17 protein-coding genes and 2 pseudogenes are annotated in these 18310 nt (G+C 63.2%); 13 read left to right on the top strand and 6 right to left on the bottom strand.

The window, feature by feature from the left end:
- Window positions 1-11: 11 nt before the first annotated feature.
- From DC31_RS09860 to DC31_RS17625, 3 genes and pseudogenes are all read left to right on the top strand, one after another.
- Window positions 12-1307: a M20/M25/M40 family metallo-hydrolase gene (locus DC31_RS09860; RefSeq protein ID WP_036279416.1), complete on the top strand. Its 1296-nt coding sequence runs from the start codon at window positions 12-14 to the stop codon at window positions 1305-1307.
- Between the two features lie 28 nt (window positions 1308-1335).
- Entirely contained in the window at window positions 1336-2163 is an 828-nt protein-coding gene (locus DC31_RS09855) for an undecaprenyl-diphosphate phosphatase (RefSeq protein WP_036279414.1), read from the top strand.
- A gap of 96 nt (window positions 2164-2259) precedes the next feature.
- Window positions 2260-3262 (top strand): annotated as a pseudogene (locus DC31_RS17625) (IS481 family transposase).
- Here the strand turns inward: DC31_RS17625 and DC31_RS09845 are convergent.
- Window positions 3259-4113 carry a PAC2 family protein gene (locus tag DC31_RS09845; protein ID WP_036279412.1) on the bottom strand — a complete coding sequence of 285 codons (855 nt, stop codon included), beginning with the start codon at window positions 4111-4113 and terminating at the stop codon, window positions 3259-3261. The pseudogene DC31_RS17625 and the gene DC31_RS09845 sit on opposite strands and share 4 nt — an antisense overlap.
- 87 nt (window positions 4114-4200) lie before the next feature.
- On the opposite strand from DC31_RS09845, the gene DC31_RS09840 reads away from it, so the two are divergent.
- The 9 genes from DC31_RS09840 to lnt all read left to right on the top strand — a co-directional run bounded on the left by DC31_RS09840 (window position 4201) and on the right by lnt (window position 13992).
- Window positions 4201-4890: an HAD family hydrolase gene (locus DC31_RS09840; protein ID WP_268748233.1), complete on the top strand. Its 690-nt coding sequence runs from the start codon at window positions 4201-4203 to the stop codon at window positions 4888-4890.
- The gene (locus DC31_RS09835) at window positions 4887-5903 is read left to right on the top strand and encodes a tRNA (adenine-N1)-methyltransferase (protein ID WP_036279406.1); all 1017 of its coding nucleotides are present in this window, start codon (window positions 4887-4889) and stop codon (window positions 5901-5903) included. Before DC31_RS09840 ends, DC31_RS09835 begins: the two co-directional genes overlap by 4 nt.
- A 10-nt stretch (window positions 5904-5913) precedes the next feature.
- Window positions 5914-7056, top strand: coding sequence for an FKBP-type peptidyl-prolyl cis-trans isomerase (locus tag DC31_RS19420; protein ID WP_160173219.1), 1143 nt, complete (start codon window positions 5914-5916; stop codon window positions 7054-7056).
- Entirely contained in the window at window positions 6941-7876 is a 936-nt protein-coding gene (locus DC31_RS09825) for a helix-turn-helix transcriptional regulator (protein ID WP_235201426.1), read from the top strand. The genes DC31_RS19420 and DC31_RS09825 overlap by 116 nt, the downstream gene beginning before the upstream one ends.
- Complete coding sequence (locus DC31_RS09820) at window positions 7876-8847, top strand: helix-turn-helix transcriptional regulator (protein WP_036279404.1); 972 nt, start codon at window positions 7876-7878, stop codon at window positions 8845-8847. The genes DC31_RS09825 and DC31_RS09820 overlap by 1 nt, the downstream gene beginning before the upstream one ends.
- 48 nt (window positions 8848-8895) lie before the next feature.
- Window positions 8896-9147: a twin-arginine translocase TatA/TatE family subunit gene (tatA, locus tag DC31_RS09815; RefSeq protein ID WP_036279403.1), complete on the top strand. Its 252-nt coding sequence runs from the start codon at window positions 8896-8898 to the stop codon at window positions 9145-9147.
- Between the two features lie 62 nt (window positions 9148-9209).
- Window positions 9210-9971, top strand: coding sequence for a twin-arginine translocase subunit TatC (gene tatC, locus DC31_RS09810; RefSeq protein ID WP_051606772.1), 762 nt, complete (start codon window positions 9210-9212; stop codon window positions 9969-9971).
- The gene (locus tag DC31_RS09805) at window positions 9968-12442 is read left to right on the top strand and encodes a DEAD/DEAH box helicase (protein ID WP_036279399.1); all 2475 of its coding nucleotides are present in this window, start codon (window positions 9968-9970) and stop codon (window positions 12440-12442) included. The genes tatC and DC31_RS09805 overlap by 4 nt, the downstream gene beginning before the upstream one ends.
- Before the next feature lie 11 nt (window positions 12443-12453).
- Entirely contained in the window at window positions 12454-13992 is a 1539-nt protein-coding gene (gene lnt, locus DC31_RS09800; protein ID WP_051606699.1) for an apolipoprotein N-acyltransferase, read from the top strand.
- Here lnt and DC31_RS09795 read toward each other — a convergent pair.
- The 4 genes and pseudogenes from DC31_RS09795 to DC31_RS09780 form a co-directional block, all read right to left on the bottom strand.
- The gene (locus DC31_RS09795) at window positions 13989-14360 is read right to left on the bottom strand and encodes an RNA polymerase-binding protein RbpA (protein WP_036279396.1); all 372 of its coding nucleotides are present in this window, start codon (window positions 14358-14360) and stop codon (window positions 13989-13991) included. The two genes, lnt and DC31_RS09795, sit on opposite strands and share 4 nt — an antisense overlap.
- 113 nt (window positions 14361-14473) lie before the next feature.
- Window positions 14474-15274: a glycerophosphodiester phosphodiesterase family protein gene (locus DC31_RS09790; protein WP_036279393.1), complete on the bottom strand. Its 801-nt coding sequence runs from the start codon at window positions 15272-15274 to the stop codon at window positions 14474-14476.
- Window positions 15271-16202: pseudogene (locus DC31_RS09785) on the bottom strand (SPFH domain-containing protein). The gene DC31_RS09790 and the pseudogene DC31_RS09785 overlap by 4 nt, the downstream one beginning before the upstream one ends.
- An 8-nt stretch (window positions 16203-16210) precedes the next feature.
- Complete coding sequence (locus DC31_RS09780; protein ID WP_036279391.1) at window positions 16211-16684, bottom strand: NfeD family protein; 474 nt, start codon at window positions 16682-16684, stop codon at window positions 16211-16213.
- Window positions 16685-16805: 121 nt separating this feature from the next.
- Here DC31_RS09780 and DC31_RS09775 point away from each other — a divergent pair, with 121 nt between their 5' ends.
- Entirely contained in the window at window positions 16806-17570 is a 765-nt protein-coding gene (locus DC31_RS09775) for an SDR family oxidoreductase (protein ID WP_036279844.1), read from the top strand.
- A gap of 60 nt (window positions 17571-17630) precedes the next feature.
- On the opposite strand, the gene DC31_RS09770 is transcribed toward DC31_RS09775, so the two are convergent.
- Window positions 17631-18233, bottom strand: a complete 603-nt coding sequence (locus DC31_RS09770) for an HdeD family acid-resistance protein (protein WP_036279390.1) — start codon at window positions 18231-18233, stop codon at window positions 17631-17633.
- Window positions 18234-18310: the final 77 nt, after the last annotated feature.

Below are 18310 nucleotides of genomic sequence, written 5' to 3'. Positions count from 1 at the left end.
AGCCTGGACACATGGTTGAGCCACAGCATCCGGAGGTCGTGCGCATCGCACAGGACCTTATCCGTTTCGACACCTCGAACTTTGGCGGCGGCAAAGCCGAGGGCGAACGCGAAGCGGCAGAGTACGTGGGTGCCTACATGGAGGGCATCGGGCTCACACCGGTGTACTACGAGCCGATCCCACGACGAACCAACGTGATGGCCCGAGTTCCTGGTCGGGATCCGCGCAAGCCGGCGCTCGTCGTGCATGGGCACCTCGACGTCGTTCCAGCGATGGCAGAAGACTGGAGCGTTGACCCATTTGCGGGCGAGGTACGTGACGGGATGCTTTGGGGTCGTGGCGCTGTCGACATGAAGAACATGGACGCAATGATCCTCACCTCAGTGGCAGACATCCTGCGTTCGGGCGATCAGCCGGAACGTGACCTCATCCTGGCCTTCTTCGCTGATGAGGAGAACGGCGGTGTCGAGGGCTCGGCGCTCGTCGTCAAAGATCGTCCGGACTGGTTCGCCGGTGCGACCGAGGCGATCAGTGAGGTGGGCGGCTACTCGATCACGGTCGACGACCGCCGTGCTTATCTACTGCAGGTCGGCGAGAAGGCGCTGATCTGGATCCGCCTCGTCGCGAAGGGGCGCGCGGGGCACGGCAGCCGGCTGCACGACAACAATGCAGTTGTGAAACTCGCCGAAGCGGTCGCCGCGATCGGACGCACGCAGTGGCCGATCAAACTGACACCCACCACAGAAGCGTTGCTGCGCGGGCTCAGTGACCTGACTGGTCGTTCCGTGGATGATCCGGATGCGCTTGCCGCGGCATCCGGCCCCGCTGAGGCGTTCTTGCGATCGACTTTCCGGACGACCGCCAACGCGACCGCTCTCACCGCCGGATACAAGCACAACGTGATTCCCGAGCGTGCCGAGGCGCTCATTGACGTTCGCGTGCTGCCGGGAACCGAAGATGAAGTGCTTGCAGAGCTGCAACGAATCGTGGGCGACGATATCGTGATCGAGACGGTCGTTCGTGACATCGGTATGGAGACGCCCTTCGAGGGCGGTCTCGTCGATGCGATGGTGCAGAGCCTCGGCCGCCACGACCCCGGCGTCCCCATCATCCCGTATCTGCTCGGTGCAGGCACCGACAACAAGGCGCTGTTCACGCTCGGCATCACCGGTTATGGCTTTGCGCCGCTGCGACTCCCGGCAGATCTCGATTTCACGGGGATGTTCCACGGAGTTGACGAGCGAGTACCAGTAGAATCACTTGTCTTTGGTCAGCAGGTTCTGACCGATCTGCTGCGCACGTACTGACGTGTTTCCCTAACTCAGAAGGCCCTCCATGCACCTGCTCGAAGCGCTGTTTCTCGGCGTCATCCAGGGACTCACCGAGTTCCTCCCGATCTCGTCCAGCGCGCACCTGCGCATCGTCGGCTCGTTCCTCGGATCGGGTGAGGATCCCGGCGCCGCATTCACGGCGATCACGCAGATCGGTACCGAAGCGGCTGTCGTGGTTTTCTTCTGGCGCGACATTACCCGCATCGTGAGCCACTGGTTCCGCTCGCTCGTCGGCAAGCTTCCGCGCAATGACCCTGACGCCAGGATGGGGTGGCTGATCATCATCGGCAGCATCCCGATCGTGGTGTTGGGCCTGGTCTTCCAAGACCAGATCGAAACGGTGCTGCGTTCACTGTGGCTCGTCGCCTCGATGCTGATTCTGTTCGGCATCCTGCTAGGAGTCGCCGACTACGTGGGTGCCAAGCGGCGCAAGCTCGACCAGCTGACCTACCCGCACGGCATCCTGTTCGGCCTTGCGCAGGCTCTCGCGCTCGTCCCCGGTGTCTCGCGCTCGGGTGGCACCATCACGATGGGGCTGTTCCTGGGCTATGAGCGTGCCGCCGCAGCCCGTTACGCGTTCCTGCTCGCGATTCCTGCTGTCTTCGGCAGTGGTTTCTACCAGGTGTTCAAGAGCTGGGACGCGCCGGATCAGTACTTCTCCATGGGAGAGACGGTTGCGGCAACCGGCATCGCCTTCGTCATCGCGCTGGGCGTGATCGCATTCTTCATGAAATGGATCTCTACGCACAGCTTCTTGCCGTTTGTGATCTACCGCATCCTGCTGGGCGCGACGCTGCTGATCCTGCTGGGAACCGGAGTGATCGCGGCCTAGGTGTAGTTCCTCGGGAGGTTGTGAACGCGTGACATAGGGAAGACCTCCGGCAAGGATGTGGGTTACCACACTCGCATCTCTAAACCGGAGGTCTCCATGACACACGCTAATGCTCCGTTGACTCCTGAGGGGCGCCGGCGCCTTGCCCTGTTGATAACTCAGGATGGATGGTCGCTTCGCCGCGCTGCGGAACGGTTTCAGTGCTCGCCGGCGACAGCGAAACGGTGGGTGGATCGGTGTCGGGCTGGGCTGCCGCTGACGGACCGCAGCTCGAGGCCGCGGAGGTCACCGAGCCAGCTGCCACGCAAGACCGAGCGGCGCATCGTCGCGTTGCGGCTCACGCGCCGGTGGGGCCCGCACCGGATCGCGTATCACCTGGGGTTGCATCGCTCGACGGTCGGGCGTGTGCTGGCCCGATATGGCATGCCGAAGCTGACTCACGTCGATCAGGCCACCGGGCTGCCGGTGCGTAAGTCGACACCGAAACGATATGAGGTCGCTTCACCGGGCCAGCTGGTGCACGTGGACATCAAGAAGCAGGGCCGCATCCCCGACGGCGGGGGATGGCGGGTCCACGGCCGCGGATCCGCCCAGGACCGCGCTGCCGGCGTCGTCCGCGGCAAAGCCACCCGTGCCGGCGGGGCAGAATCCCGCGGCTACCGATACCTGCACCATGCCGTGGACGACAACTCACGTGTCGCGTACTCGGAGATCCTCGACGACGAGCGCAAGGAGACCGCGGCCGGGTTCTGGACTCGTGCGAACGCGTTCTTCGCCAGCCTCGGCGTGACCGTGACCGCGGTGATGACCGACAACGGCGCCTGCTACCGATCCCCACGCGTTCGCTGCCGCGCTCGGCGAAACCATCAAGCACAAGTGGACCAGACCGTATCGGCCGCAGACCAACGGGAAAGTCGAGCGATTCAACCGGACCCTCGCCGTCGAGTGGGCATATGCGAGACCCTACGCCAGCGAATCCGAGCGAGCCGCCGCCTACGAGACCTGGCTCCATCACTACAATCACCACAGACCCCACACCGGCATCGGCGGCAAGACCCCCTCAGAACGCGTTCACAACCTCACGGGGAAGTACACCTAGCGCTTGTGGTCGCCGGGGCCATCGCCTCGGCGACGCAGGTAGCGCTCGAAGGCCTGCGCGATGGCATCGCCGGATGCTTCGGGGGAGTCCCAGGTGTCTCTGGTGCGCTCCAGCTGGTGGATGTACTCGGTCATCTCTTCGTCATCGGCGGCGGCCGCGTCAATCGAAACCTCCCACGTTGCAGCTTCGGTGCGCAGCCGCTCGCGGGGAACATCGACGCCGGTGAGTTCGTGCAGCCGATCGAGCAGAGCGAGAGTCGCCTTCGGGGAGGGCGCCGCGGTGGCGACGTAGTGCGGCACGCTTGCCCACAGGCTCGCAGTCGGAATGCCGGCCTGTTCGGCGAAGTGCTCGAAGACGCTGAGAATACCGACCGGCCCCTCGTAGAGCGAGCGCTCGACGCTGAGCGCCTCGCGGACCTGCTCGTTGGAACTCGCGGCGAAGATCGAGATCGGGCGGGTGTGTGGAACATCGGAGAGCATGGCGCCGAGCGTGAGGAACCCGGTCACATCATCGCGCAACGCGACGTCGATGAACTCATTCGCGAATGCCTGCCAGGTGCGTGCGGGCTCTACTCCCGTGAGGAGCCAGAACTCAGGGGAGCCATCGGTCGGCGGCTCGGACGGGCGCCACAGTGCGGCCTCTGGCCAGCGGAGTTCGCGGTGTCCGGTGGCGTCCATCTTCGAGGACGGGCGGGTGTACTGATAGTCGAAGTATTGCTCGGGGTCCACCGAGTGCACGAGCTCGTAGTCAGAGCCCTCGCGCAGCACTTCGATGACGCCACTTGCCGCTTCTCCGGCATCGTTCCAACCATCGAAGGCGACGACGACAATGCGATTTCCCAGCGCATCCATCGAGTTCTCCTTCCAGTTGCGAAACGCGAGTACCCCTCCAGCTAGTCCGCGCCTGGGGTGTGCGCACACGCGGGCTAGCATGGTGCGGTGAGTCAAAAGCCGCGCGCAGTCCTCTGGGACATGGATGGAACACTGGTGGATACCGAGCCGTATTGGATGGCGGCGGAGACCGCGATGGTGGAATCGTTCGGGGGCAGCTGGTCGCACGAGCAGGCGCTGCAGCTCGTTGGCAGCGGGCTTCTCGACAGCGCGAAGCTGCTTCGCGCTGTCGGTGTCGACATGGAGCCGGAAGCGATTGTCGCAAAGCTCACGGATGATGTGCGCACCGCCCTGATCACACAGGGTGTGCCGTTTCGGCCCGGAGCCAAAGAACTTTTGAGAGATCTGCATGCGGCCGGAATCCGTACGGCGTTGGTGACGATGTCGATGCGGCGGATGGCGCTCAGCGTGGTCGACCTCATCGAGTTCGACGCCTTTGAGCACATCGTCGCAGGTGATGATGTGCTCAATCCCAAGCCACACCCAGAGCCGTATCTGCAGGCGGCGGCGCTGTTGGACATCGACATCGAGGAAGCTCTCGTGATCGAGGACTCCGGCACAGGGCTGCGCGCGGGCATCGCGTCTGGCGCCGTGACACTCGGCGTGCCGCACATGATTCCGTTGGACGGATTTGGAGCGCACGCTCTCTGGCCGACGCTTGAGGGCCGTACCGCCTCAGACATTATTGACCTCTACGCCACGACGAAGGCGGCACAGGCTGTGGAGTCGTTGCGATGAGCCTCGCGTCAACGCGAGCCAGCGGTCCATTCCGTGAGGGCGATCGCGTACAGCTCACCGGCCCCAAGAACCGGATGCACACCACGACGTTGAGTCCAGACGGTGAACTGCATACCCACCACGGTGTACTCAAGCACAGTGATGTGATCGGGTTGCCGGACGGCTCTGTTGTAGTCAACAGCGCAGGTCACGAGTACCTGGTGCTGCGCCCGCTGCTTCGCGACTTCGCGATGTCGATGCCCAGGGGTGCTGCAATCGTGTATCCGAAAGATGCCGCTCAGATCGTGATGCAGGCAGACATCTTCCCCGGCGCGACCGTTGTTGAAGCCGGTGTCGGCTCTGGTGCGCTCTCGCTTTCGCTGCTGCGTGCAGTGGGAAGCGATGGTCGGCTGGTGTCATTCGAACGGCGCGAAGACTTTGCTGAGGTCGCCAAAGCAAACGTCACGACGTTCTTCGGCAAGACCCCCGAAACCTGGCAGGTCATCGTCGGTGACCTGCTCGACGCGCTTCCTGCCGAATTGCCCGCCGGCACTGTTGATCGCGTCGTTCTCGACATGCTCGCACCATGGGAGGTCATGGATGTCGTGGCCGATGCTCTCACTCCGGGCGGTGTGGTGCTCTGCTACATCGCGACAGCCACGCAACTGTCGCGCGTCGCTGAGTACATCCGCGGAACGGGTATGTTCACCGACCCCGATGCCTCTGAGACGATGGTGCGGGGCTGGCATGTCGAAGGCCTCTCCGTGCGCCCCGATCACCGAATGGTCGCGCACACCGGCTTCCTCCTGACCGCGCGGCGACTCGCACCGGACACCATCGCACCGGAAGTCAAGCGTCGTGCATCGAAGTCCAGCTATGGCGACGACGACGTGGAGCAGTGGACCCCCGGAGCTGTCGGCGATCGTGAAATCACCGATAAGAACCTGCGCAAGCGCGTCCGTGAAGCCACAAAAGCGGCTGATGGCGCTCTCTCGGCCGCGGCATCGCGCGACTCAGAGCAACGTTCGCAATAGACTGGAACGCGTGCGTAAAACGTCTGCCGCTCTGGCCACACTCAGCCTCGCCCTCGTCGCCCTGACCGGGTGCGCTGCGCCGTCCACATACGACGGTGCGGCGTGTGACCGTGCCGCATCGACAAGCGGCATCGAGGACCTCGCAACAGTGACTGGTGACATCGGTACCAAGCCCGATGTCGAGGTGTTCACGCCGATTGGGGCGCAGAAGAGTGCTTTCGGCGACGTGATCGTCGGTGATGGCCCCGCGCTCACGAGCCCGACGCAGAGCGCGGTCGTTGAGTTCGAACTGTTCTCGGGCAAGACCGGCAAGTCAGTTGTAGGAACTGCATACGATCAGGACGCGGCACAGCTTGTCAGCGTCGACTACTGGGCCCAGCGAGTGCCCGCATTCGGAACCGCGCTCGAGTGCGCCACCGAAGGCTCCCGCATTCTTTCGGTGATCTCTCCTGAAGACTTCGGCGCGCAGAACCTCGCAGGCTTCAAACTTGAAGCTGACGAAGCGGTAATCGCAGTGTTTGACGTGGTCAAGGTGTACCCGGCCAAGGCCGACGGCGCGCTGCAGTTCAACGACGCAGGCGGAATGCCTACCGTCGTGCGTGCGCCAGACGGACGACCCGGAATCATCGTTCCCGACAGTGCGCCGCCCAAAGACCTTCAGATTCAGACGCTGATCAAGGGCGCGGGCGAGAAGATCGCCAAGGACGACACCGTGCTCGTCAACTACACCGGTGTGACGTGGGACGAGAAGACAGTCTTCGACTCGTCGTGGGATCGCGGGGCAGCGAGCTTCCCCCTCTCCGGCGTCGTTCCCGGCTTCAGTGAGGGGCTGATCGGTCAGACCGTCGGCTCGCAGGTGCTGATCGTCGTCCCGCCTGAGCTCGGGTACAAAGAGGCCGCTCCGGAGCCGTCCCGCCGAATGCGACACTCGTATTCGTCGTCGACATCCTCGGTATCGACCCGCCTGCTGCTCCGCAACAGTGATGGCCACCCGGATCCCTCCCGAGGAACGCCTGACGAATCTCGTCGTGGCGCTGATGGCTACGGAGATCGGGCTCACAAAGCAACAGATCCTCGACAACATCTCCGGGTACCGCCAACGTGCAGAAGCAGGCGCGCGGACGGATGCTCTCGAGAAGATGTTCGAGCGTGACAAGGACGAATTACGTACCCTCGGCGTTCCAATCGAGACGATTGGCGACTCCAGCGACCCGAACGATCTTCGGGAGGCCAGGTATCGCATCCCGAAAGCGGAATACGATCTTCCGGCCGACCTCGAATTCAGCGCGGCCGAGCTTGCTGTGCTGCGGCTCGCAGGCAGCGTGTGGAGCGCGGAGTCGTCGTCTGCCGACGCGCAAGCCGGCGTACGCAAGATCCGCGCACTGGGTATCGACGGGGACGAGCCGATCATCGGCTTTGCGCCGCGCATCACGACGCGAGAAGAAAGCTTCGCGCCTCTGCAGAACGCCATTGAGACCTGCAGGATCGTCACTTTTGAGTATCTGAAGCCGGGGGAGCAGTCTCCCCGGCGGCGTCAGATGGAGCCGCTCGCGCTCCTCGACTATGAGGCACGCTGGCATGTCTACGGCATTGATGTCGACGCTGATGACGAACGCACATTCTTGCTGAGCCGCATCATTGGCGCAGTAACCGTGACGAAGAAGACCTTCGACCCCGGGTTGCGTGACGGCGCCGGCGACCGTGCCCTTGCCGGCCTCGAGGCTGTCGCTGCCCGAAACACTGCACTTCTGGAAATCACGCCAGGGACGGAAGCTGCCCTTCGGCTCGGTCGTCGTGCGACCGCAGAGGTTCAGGGCTTCAGCGTGCCCTTCGTCGACGTGCATATCTTCGCTGACGAGATCGCCTCCTATGGCCCGGAGGTGCGGGTAGTTGAACCAGAGTTGCTTCGTGATGCGGTCGTCGCGCGTCTTACTGCGATTGTCGCGACGCATAGTGGGGGAGCGGAGTCGTGATGGCAGAACAGCCGAAGCCACTTCTCGCGGCAGATCGCGTGCGCGCCTACCTCACACTCGTGCCGTACCTGATCGAGCGCGGACAGGTCTCCCTGGAAGATGCCGCCCGCGAATTCAACATCACAGTCGCGGACATGCGCAGCATGGTCGAGAAGCTCACGGTCATTGGTCTGCCCGGTGAGGGCGGATATTGGCAACAGCCGCACGAGATGTTCGACATCAACTGGGATTTGCTCGATGAAGAAGACATCATCGAGATCACGAACGACGTCGGTCTGCGTCGGGTGCCGCGATTCACTGCTCGCGAAGCCGCTGCTCTGCTGGCAGGTCTGCAGATGGTCGCTGCCGTGCCAGCGATTTCTGATTCCGGTCTGGTGGCGGGTCTGCTCGCCAAGCTCTCGCGTGCGGCGGCGGATGCTCCGGCCGACGTGGTCATCGTCCCCAGCGCGGTTGATGCGGTGCGCGACGTCGTCGCAGATGCGCTGAGCAGCCAAGTAGCGGTCTCGTTCCGCTATCAGGCGCCGGATGCTGCGGCCACTATCCGCACGGTCGATCCGGTGCAGGTTCTGATCACCAACGGCCAGTGGTATCTGCAGGGCTGGTGTCACCTGCGCCAGGCGATGCGTACGTTCCATCTCGATCGCGTGAGCGCCCCGGAACTCACCGATATCCCCATCACCCACGCCGACGACACCCTGCCCGAGGGGTTCACCACTTTCGGCGATGACGACGAGGTGACCGTCCGGCTTCCCGAGCGTCTCGTGCCACTTCTCGGTGACTATCTCCGCGCCGACAATGCCGAGACCCACGATGGCGTTACGACGGTTCGCATCCGGATGGCGGATCCGCGGAGTATCAAACGCCTCGCGGGCCGCTTCGGCGGTGAACTTGTCGTTCAGGATCCTGGGGTCGCGCGGACAGCGACGAAGGACTGGGCTGCGGACGGACTCGCCCTCTATCGACGCCCGTAGAAAGGTTGCCGCAGGTAGACTGCACAAAGACTTCGATCCCTGGAGGGAATCATGGCTGGATTGACCGGTTGGCATCTGCTCGTACTCGTACTCGTCATTCTGTTGTTGTTCGGCGCTGCAAAGCTGCCGGCGCTGGCCAAGAGCATGGGACAGTCGGCTCGCGTCTTCAAAGGTGAGATGAAGGCCATGAAGGAAGAAGACGGTAAGTCTGAACAGGCTGTGGCAGACGTCACAACCACCACGACATCCTCAGAGCCGGGCGCGACGCCGGGTTCTGATAGCCGCAACACCACTTCCTGACGACTGTGACCGCGCTCGACAAGCAGTCGGCCGCGAGTGACAAGCCACGCAATGAACGCCGCATGTCGCTCGGCGCCCACCTCGTGGAGTTGCGCCGACGGCTGATGATTTCCGCGGCCGCACTGGTCGTCGCGATGATCCTGGGATTCTTTCTCTCCGACCCCGTCATCGCCTTCATCACTGAACCGGTTCAAAGGATCGCCGCCGAGCGTGGTGATGACCTCGTGGGCTTGACGTTTTCCTCCGTGACCTCGCCCTTCGACCTGCGGATGCGCATTGCCTTTTCGCTCGGAATTTTCCTGGCGGCACCCGTGTGGCTATGGCAGATCTGGGCATTCATCATGCCGGGTCTCACCCGCAAAGAGGTCAGATACACGATCGGTTTCGTCGCGGCAGCAATCCCGCTCTTCTTCGCAGGATGCTACGTCGGCGCTCTCGTCGTGCCACATGTGATCGAACTTATGGCGACGTTTACGCCGGAGGGCGCGAACAACCTCTACGACGCGAAGCTGTTCTACGACTTCAGCCTGAAACTCATGCTCGTGGTCGGTGTGTCCTTCGTTCTGCCGGTCTTCCTCGTGGCACTAAACGTCGCCGGGATCATGTCTGGGCTGGCCATCATCAAGGGGTGGCGTGTCGCTGTCTTGCTCGCCACGGTGTTTGCTGCTCTTGCGACACCCGCAGCGGACGTCGTCAGCATGCTGATGCTGGCAGGCATCCTGGTCGTGCTGTTCTTCGCAGCAGCCGGCCTGTCGATGCTGTTCGACCGGCGAAAGAACAAGCGCTTGAAGGCCGAAGGCCTCCTGCCGGACGTCGCCGAATGAGTTCCCCGGCCGAGCGTTACGCTGCCGCGCGCGACGGGGCTTCGCATCCAGAGACGAAAGCGTTCGCAGCACGACAGAAGTTCGACCTTGACCCGTTCCAGATTGAAGGATGCCACGCCCTCGAGCGCGGACACAGCGTACTCGTGGCGGCCCCTACTGGTGCTGGTAAGACGATCGTCGGGGAATTTTCGATTCACCTTGCGATGCAGACACCCGCAGACAAGGCGTTTTACACGACGCCGATGAAGGCACTGTCGAACCAGAAGTTCCGTGAACTCGTTGATGTCTACGGCGCTGACCAGGTGGGGCTGCTCACCGGCGACACGAATATCAACGGCAACGCGCGCATCGTCGTCATGACGACCGAAGTACTGCGAAACATGATCTATGCCGACTCTGCGGCGCTGAACGATCTGCGCTACGTCGTCATGGATGAGGTGCACTACTTAGCTGACCGGTTCCGCGGGGCGGTATGGGAAGAGGTCATCATTCACCTGCCGTCGCAGGTGCGGCTGGTTTCTCTGAGCGCGACGGTTTCGAACGCCGAAGAATTCGGCGACTGGCTCGACACCGTGCGCGGCGATACCGAGGTCATCGTCTCGGAAATCCGGCCGGTACCGCTCGAGCAGCACGTGCTCGTACGTGATGATCTGCTGCCGCTGTTCGATGATCGAGCCGGAATTGCCACGGCGAAGGTGAATCAGGAGTTGATGCGAATCCGCTCCTTTACCGGATCGAACTACGACAGCAACCGGCGCGCCCAGGCGACGACAAGCGCGCGGCACGCGGGTCGTCAAGGCCCTCGCGCGCAGCGCGGAGGACGCCGCCCGGTGCGCGCAAGCAATGCGCAGCGCATCGAGCGGATGGACCGTCCAGACGTCATCCAACTGTTGGAGCGCACCAACCTGCTGCCGGCGATCTTCTTCATCTTCAGCCGCGTCGGTTGCGACGCTGCAGTGCAACAGGTGCGGCGTTCCGGCATCCGCTTGACGTCGCCAGAAGAACGCGCCGAGATTCGCGGCCTGGTTGAGGAGAGCACTCGAAATCTTCAGGACGAAGACCTCGGAGTGCTCGGGTATTTCGAATGGGTAGAGAACCTCGAGCGCGGCATCGCCGCGCACCACGCAGGCCTCTTGCCCGCCTTCAAAGAAGTCGTCGAAGAGCTGTTTCGGCGCAAGCTGGTCAAGGTGGTCTTCGCGACGGAAACGCTCGCGCTCGGCATCAACATGCCGGCACGCACCGTCGTGCTCGAGAAGATGGAGAAGTTCAACGGCGAAGCACGCGTTGCCATCACATCGGGGGAGTACACCCAGCTCACCGGGCGTGCCGGACGGCGAGGGATCGACGTCGAAGGCCACGCAGTGGTGCAGTGGACCGAAGGCATGGACCCGCAGGCGGTTGCCGCGCTCGCGTCGCGTCGCACGTACCCGCTGAACTCCAGCTTCCGACCCACATACAACATGGCCGTCAATCTGATCGACATGTTCGGTCGCGCGCGGGCGCGCCAGGTCTTGGAATCATCGTTTGCCCAGTTCCAGGCAGATCGCGCGGTGGTGGGCCTTGCCCGCCAGGTACGCGAGGCAGAAACGTCCCTCACCGGTTACCTCAGCGCGATGGTGTGCGAGCGCGGCGACTTCCTCGACTACGCCGGCGTCCGCCGCGAACTCAGCGACCTCGAGAAGAAGAATCGGCAGGACTCGAACGCACCGCGCGTGGCACGTGAGAAGCGGCTGAAGCGCATCCAAGGTCTGCGCACGCGAATGCAACGGCATGCCTGCCATGGCTGCCCCGATCGTGAAGCTCACGCTCGCTGGGCGGAGCGCTACTGGAATCTCAAGCGGCAGACCGACCGCACTCGCAAGCAGATCGAGACCCGCACCGGAACCGTGGCGCGAGTGTTCGATCGTGTCGTCGACGTGCTCGCGACGCTCGACTATGTCAACGGCGACGGTGACGGGACCACGCTGACGGATGCCGGCCGCACGATGCGCCGCATCTACGGAGAGCGCGATTTGCTCGTCGCGGAGTCGCTGCGCCAGGGACTCTGGAAGGGTCTGGATGCGCCATCGCTTGCGGCGATGGCGTGCTGCCTCGTCTACGAGCCGCGACGAGATGAAGCTAACTCGGGCGAGCGTGGGCTGCCGCGCGGCGCCTTCCGTGCTGCGTATGAGAAAACCACTGAGCTTTGGGCAGAGTTGGACGATCTCGAACAAGATCACCAGTTGCCAGGATCTGAGCCGCTCGCGGCTGGTCTTGCGGGGGCGATGCACTCTTGGGCGCGCGGCGCACTGCTTGATCGCGTCCTCGTTGATGCCGATATGGCAGCCGGCGACTTCGTGCGATGGGCAAAGCAGACGATTGATCTGCTCGATCAGCTTTCGATCGTCGCCGAAGATGGCGAGATCGCTCGCACTGCCCGGCACGCCCTGGACGGTGTGCGTCGCGGCATCGTCGCGTACTCCTCAATGTGAGAATGAGACGGATGCGATCACCCTCCGCCGACCCAGCGCGCCGGCTCCGCCCACTCCTGCCACTCTGGTTCGCCGTCCCCGTGGCAGCGGTGGCCGGATTCCTCATGGATCTTGCGTACCCGTCTGCCAGCGTGTGGTGGTTGGCGTTTCCCTCCGTCGCGCTGCTGTTGCTCGCTCTGATCGGGCGGCGGGCCGGGGGAGCGTTACTGGTCGGGTTCGTTTACGGTGCGGTGTTCTACTTCCTGCTCGTCTCCTGGACTTCGCGTTACCTCGGAGTCATTCCGTGGGCAGCGCTTGCGCTGCTGGAGGCCGCCCTGACGGCTGTCGCGGTGATACTGATCGCACTGGCGTACCGGTGGCTTCCACAGGCCTTTCCCGGGACGCTGGGGCGCCTCCTAGGGCTCCCCGCAGTCGTCGCAGCGCTCTGGGTAGGGCAAGAGCTCTTCCTCGGCTCCTGGCCTTACACAGGGTTCCCCTGGGCGCGCCTGGGCATGACGCAGTCGGAGAGCCCGCTGGCCGCGCTCACCTCGTGGGTCGGCGTCAGCGGTCTGAGCTTCCTGATTGTGTTCGCGGTGGCGATGCTGGTCGAGAGCGTTCGTCTCCGGCTGTGGCGGCGGCCCGTGCGGCTGCTCGTGCCAGCGGCGCTCATCCTCCTCCTGTTGGTGACTCCGGCGTTCCCGACGACTCCCGCCGGAACCATGCGCATCGGCGCGGTGCAGGGCAATGGCCCCAACGGCTATTTTGACGAACGGGAACCATACGCGGTCATCCAGGCCCAGACGGAGGCCACCGAGCCGCTGTATGGCCAAGATATGGATCTGTTGGTCTGGCCCGAAGGCGGGCTGGACAGCGACCCGTTCCAGGATGCGACGCTCGCACGACGCATGACGATGATCACGTCGCGCATCGATGCGCCACTCCTCGCTAACGCCGCCACTGGCCGTGGGGACGAATACTTCAACACGTCGATGCTCTGGACTCAGGACGGCACTGCCGAGCAGATTCACGACAAGCGGTACCCGGTACCTTTCGGCGAGTACGTACCAGACCGCGCTTTCTACAACGCGATCGTTCCCGACCTGATCGGATTGATCGGGCGCGAGTACTCCCACGGCACGAACCCGCCGCTGATCGACGTGGACGGCGTCATGGTAGGCCTCGCGATCTGCTTCGACGTGATCTACGACGACGTCATTGCTGAGGGGATGCACGGCGGCGCGCAAGTGCTGGTGTTCCAGACCAACAACGCAGACTTCCGCGGCACCGACGAGAACCTGCAGCAACTCGCGTTTGCCCGCATGCGTGCGATCGAAACCGGCCGTAGCGTCGTCAACGTCTCCACCGTCGGCACCAGCCAGATCATTCGGCCGGATGGGACAACAATCGCGTCCCTTAACGCGGACGAGGCCGGAGCGATGCTCGAAGATGTCGAGCTGCGCTCCGGCCTCACAGCGGGAGTTATCCTAGGGCCCTGGTTGCAGCAGCTGCTGCTCTGGGGCGGCCTGGGCGCGCTTGTTATCGGGTGGTGGCGCGCCCGTCGTCGACGCTAAGCGCCGATCTTCTCTTCTCCGGCGCCGCGACGTGCGCGGACGAATGCGAGACGCTCTTCGAGAAGCTCTTCCAGCTCTGCACGCGAACGACGCTCAAGAAGCATGTCCCAGTGAGTGCGGGCGACCTTCTCGTCGGTGGCGTCCGGCGTGATGCGCTCACCATCGACCCGCAGGACTGCGGCTGCGCCGCACGAACGACACTCCCACGTCTGCGGCGGCTCGGCTTCTGCCGAGAACATCAGGGTGGTCACGTGCTCGCACACATCACACTTGTAAATTGTTTCGCGGCGTTCCATGAAAACGACGCCCTCTTCGCTCTGTAGGCTCTGGGCGCCGAGTCGGATGCCGCGCAGGCTGCGATCTGCCATTTTGTGGTCCTCTCGTCGTTGTCAGGTATACCGCTCTCGCCTGTGCACCTGCTCAACGCGGGCAGAACCTCGCGGGTATTCACAGTCGAATCTCAGCCCTGTGAAGGCCCGTTTCAGAAGAGGGTCTTCACAGCGATGTCAGCGCGATCTGTGACGATGCCGTCGGCACCGGCAGCGATCAGCCGCTGCATGTCTTCGGGATCGTTCACCGTCCACACATGCACTTCGACATCGTGACGGTGTGCCGCGCGCAGCAGCGCTGGCGTCAGCACCTTCACGCGCCCGTAGCGCTCCGGTATCTGCAGTGCGTCGATGTCGCGCAGCACGCGCTGGGGAGAGAGGCGAAGCATGCTGAGCAGCCGGACCCAGATCATGCTCTGCTGCCCCGCAGAGGTCGCAGGGCGAACCTCGGCCCCGGCATCCATCACCGCGCCAACGGCGCGTCTGCGCCTGGCATCCGAAAAACTAGTCAGGAGCACTCGGTGCGAGTGCGGGGCGACGATCGGGCCCAGGGGAGCGGCTGCGGCATCCGTTTTCACATCAATGTTGAAGCGCATGTCGGGGAACATCTCGAGCATCTCCGAGACGGTGAGCAGGCCACCGTGTGGCGCGAGAAGCTCGGCAAGTTCGGCGGTGCGCACTTCAGCGACGAGACGATCAATGCCTAACAGGCGCGTCAGCGTCTCGTCGTGAAACAGCACGACGTCGCCATCGGCCGTAACCCTGCAGTCGGTCTCGATGTACTCGGCGCCCACGGCATGCGCAGCAGCGAATGCGGCAGCGGTGTTTTCCCACACCGTCGAGCCGCCGTTTTTTGCGTCTGGGCCCGTCGAATTATCGTTCGTCGCCGACGCGAGACCGCGATGAGCGAAAACTCGAGGATGCCGTGTCTTGGAGAAGAACGGGTGCGTCACGCGCCGGGAGTGCCAGCCGGAGGCTGTTCGGTGCCGGGGCGCGGCGTGAACGCACTGCCGATTCCCTTGAGCGCCTCGGTGAGCTCGCTCGGGATGATCCACAGTTTGCTCGACTCGCTGTCGGCGATTTTCGGCAACATCTGCAGGTACTGGTACGCAAGCAGCTTGTCGTCCGGGGCACCCTGGTGGATGGCAGTGAAGACGTTCTGGATTGCTTCGGCCTCACCCTGTGCGCGCAGCACTGCAGCCTGCTTGTCGCCTTCGGCGCGAAGAATCTCTGCCTGGCGGGCGCCTCTGCTTCGAGGATCGCGGACTGCTTTGTTCCCTCGGCGGTCAGGATCGCGGCGCGGCGGTCACGCTCGGCGCGCATCTGCTTCTCCATGGAGTCCTGGATCGAGAGGGGCGGGTCGATGGCCTTGAGCTCGACACGTCCAACGCGAATACCCCATTTTCCGGTGGCCTCGTCGAGGACTACGCGCAGCTGCCCGTTGATGTTGTCGCGGCTGGTGAGAGCTTCTTCGAGGTTCAGCCCACCGACGACATTTCGGAGGGTGGTGGTCGTGAGCTGCTCAACAGCACCGAGATAGTTCGCGATCTCATATGTCGCGGCGCGAGCGTCTGTCACCTGGAAGTAGACGACCGTGTCGATCGAGACGACCAGGTTATCTTCGGTGATCACCGGCTGCGGCGGGAACGACACGACCTGCTCGCGCATGTCGATGAGCGGACGAAGCCGGTCGATGAAAGGCACGAGGATGTTCAGACCCGGCATGAGCGTCTTGTGGTAGCGGCCCAGGCGTTCGACGACGCCAGCGGTGGCCTGCGGAATGATCCGGATGGACCGTGCGACAGTCACCACCACGAAGATGATGACCGCGATGGCGAGAATCCATCCGATTGCGGTGGGGATGAACGAGGATTCGTTCACGGTGTCTCCTAGTCGTTTACGGGACGGACGATGGCGGTCGCACCGTTGATCGCGGATACCGCAACCGGGGCGCCAGAGGGGATGGCGATGGCAGATTCCGAGCGGGCCGTCCATGTATCTCCGTTGCGGAGCTTCGCCTGACCCGAGATCTGCGTGATCTCGTCGAGCGCTGTGCCACGGAGGCCGATGAGCGCGTCGACGTTAGACTTCGTCGGATCTTCACCACGATGGAGCCGCTTCAATAGCGGAGGCCGCAGGACGAGGATGAACAGAGCGGCCGCTGCGGCAGCGATGATCAGCTGCGCCCAGACCGGCAGCCCGAACAGACCGGTGAGCAGGCCAACGGCGCTGCCGAGGCCCAGCATAAGGAACGTGAAATCGAGACTGAGCATTTCGATCACGAGGAACACCGCGATCAGGATGAGCCAGCCGATCCACGCCCACTCGCCAACCAGATCGATGAAGACAGATGCGTCATTCATGTGTCCTCCTTTGCCGTCAACCTACCACGCGGCTGTGACGTTACCGGGGTCTGGAAAGCGCATTGATAAGGTGATGTGGCCGCGTTTTTTCGCGGCATTCCACGCACCACAAGGAGTCACCGTGTCCGACGTTCTTCCCGCAGGTTCCCTCGCCGGAAAAGTTGCTCTTGTTACCGGCTCTTCGCGGGGCGTTGGCGCAGATACCGTCCGCTACTTTGCTGAGGCCGGCGCAGACGTCGTCATCAACTTCCGCAACAAAGCACCGCGTGCCGAGAAGCTCGCCACTCAGCTTCGTGAACTCGGTGGACGCGCGCTCGTCGTCGGAGCAGACCTCACGGATCCAGCATCTGTCGCCGAAATGATGGAACAGGTCCGTGCCGAGTACGGACACATCGACGTGCTCGTGCTGAATGCTTCCGGCGGCATGGAATCTGGCATGGCCGCGGACTACGCTCTCACGCTCAACCGCGATGCACAGCTCAGCGTCCTCAACGCCGCACTGTCACTGCTCGGCGAAGGATCACGAGTAATTTTCGTGACCAGCCATCAGGCACATTTCATTCGTACGACCAAGACGATGCCGGAGTACGAGCCGGTCGCTCTGTCGAAGCGTGCTGGCGAGGATGCGTTGCGCGAACTTGTTCCATCACTCGCAGAAAAGGGCATCGGCTTCACCGTCGTCTCCGGCGACATGATCGAAGGAACGATCACCGCGACGCTGCTCGAGCGCGCAAACCCCGGCGCGATCGCCGAGCGCCGCGAGTCAGCGGGCAAGCTCTACAACGTGGCAGAATTCGCCGCCGAGGTTGCACTTGCTGCCGTCGAGCCGGTACCCGCAGACAACACCCGACTCGTCGGCGACACGAGCGACTTCGTCGCGGAGTAGGTGGTACTCGAATGGCCCCGTCCGCTATCGCGGGACGGGGCCATTCGACGCACTAAGGACTTATGCGGCAGGAGTGCCACTTGACGCGAACGCGGCCGTGGCTGCCTTCTCGTCGCGACCAAGCGTGATGGCACGGACGATCTGGATGATGCCGAGCACGACAAGGCTGATGCCCAGGATCCACCACAGTGCAACCGCCGCGAGCAGCGGCGAGAAGATGACGATGATGCCGGCGATGATGCTGAGGATCGCGTAGATGATGGTCCACGCCCTCGAACCGTCTTTGTGGAGCAGGGTGAGTGCGACAACGCCGTCCACGATCCAGCTGATGCCGATGAAGATGACGGTGATGAAGGCCAGCGTGACGGTGACTGCCTGGAGATTCAGGAATGCGATGATTCCCGCCGCGATATAGAGCAAGCCGAGGACGATGTGTCCGATGCGCGCCCAACCACCCTTCTTGCCGGAGAAGATTCCGAGCCCGACGTAGACGATACCGGCGACAATCAGATAGGACGCGACGATGCCCGTCACGAGTACGGCCGTCTTAAGGGGCCACACCAGCAGAATGATTCCTGCGATTAGTGCGATGGCGCCGGAAATTGCCAAGGTCACGCGGATTGTTTTGAAAAGGGACTTTGCCTCGGTGAGGGTTTCAGACATGGTGTGGAGCCTCTCTGTGAAGGTCCTGTGAGGGATGTGCTCAGCGTAGCGCTCAGTTCCTCCGCAGTGTCGCCGGT

It is taken from the genome of Microbacterium sp. CH12i (assembly GCF_000685355.1).
GTDB lineage: Bacteria > Actinomycetota > Actinomycetes > Actinomycetales > Microbacteriaceae > Microbacterium.
Note: the sequence above shows the minus strand (reverse complement) of the source record. Positions and strands in the feature narration are given on the sequence as shown.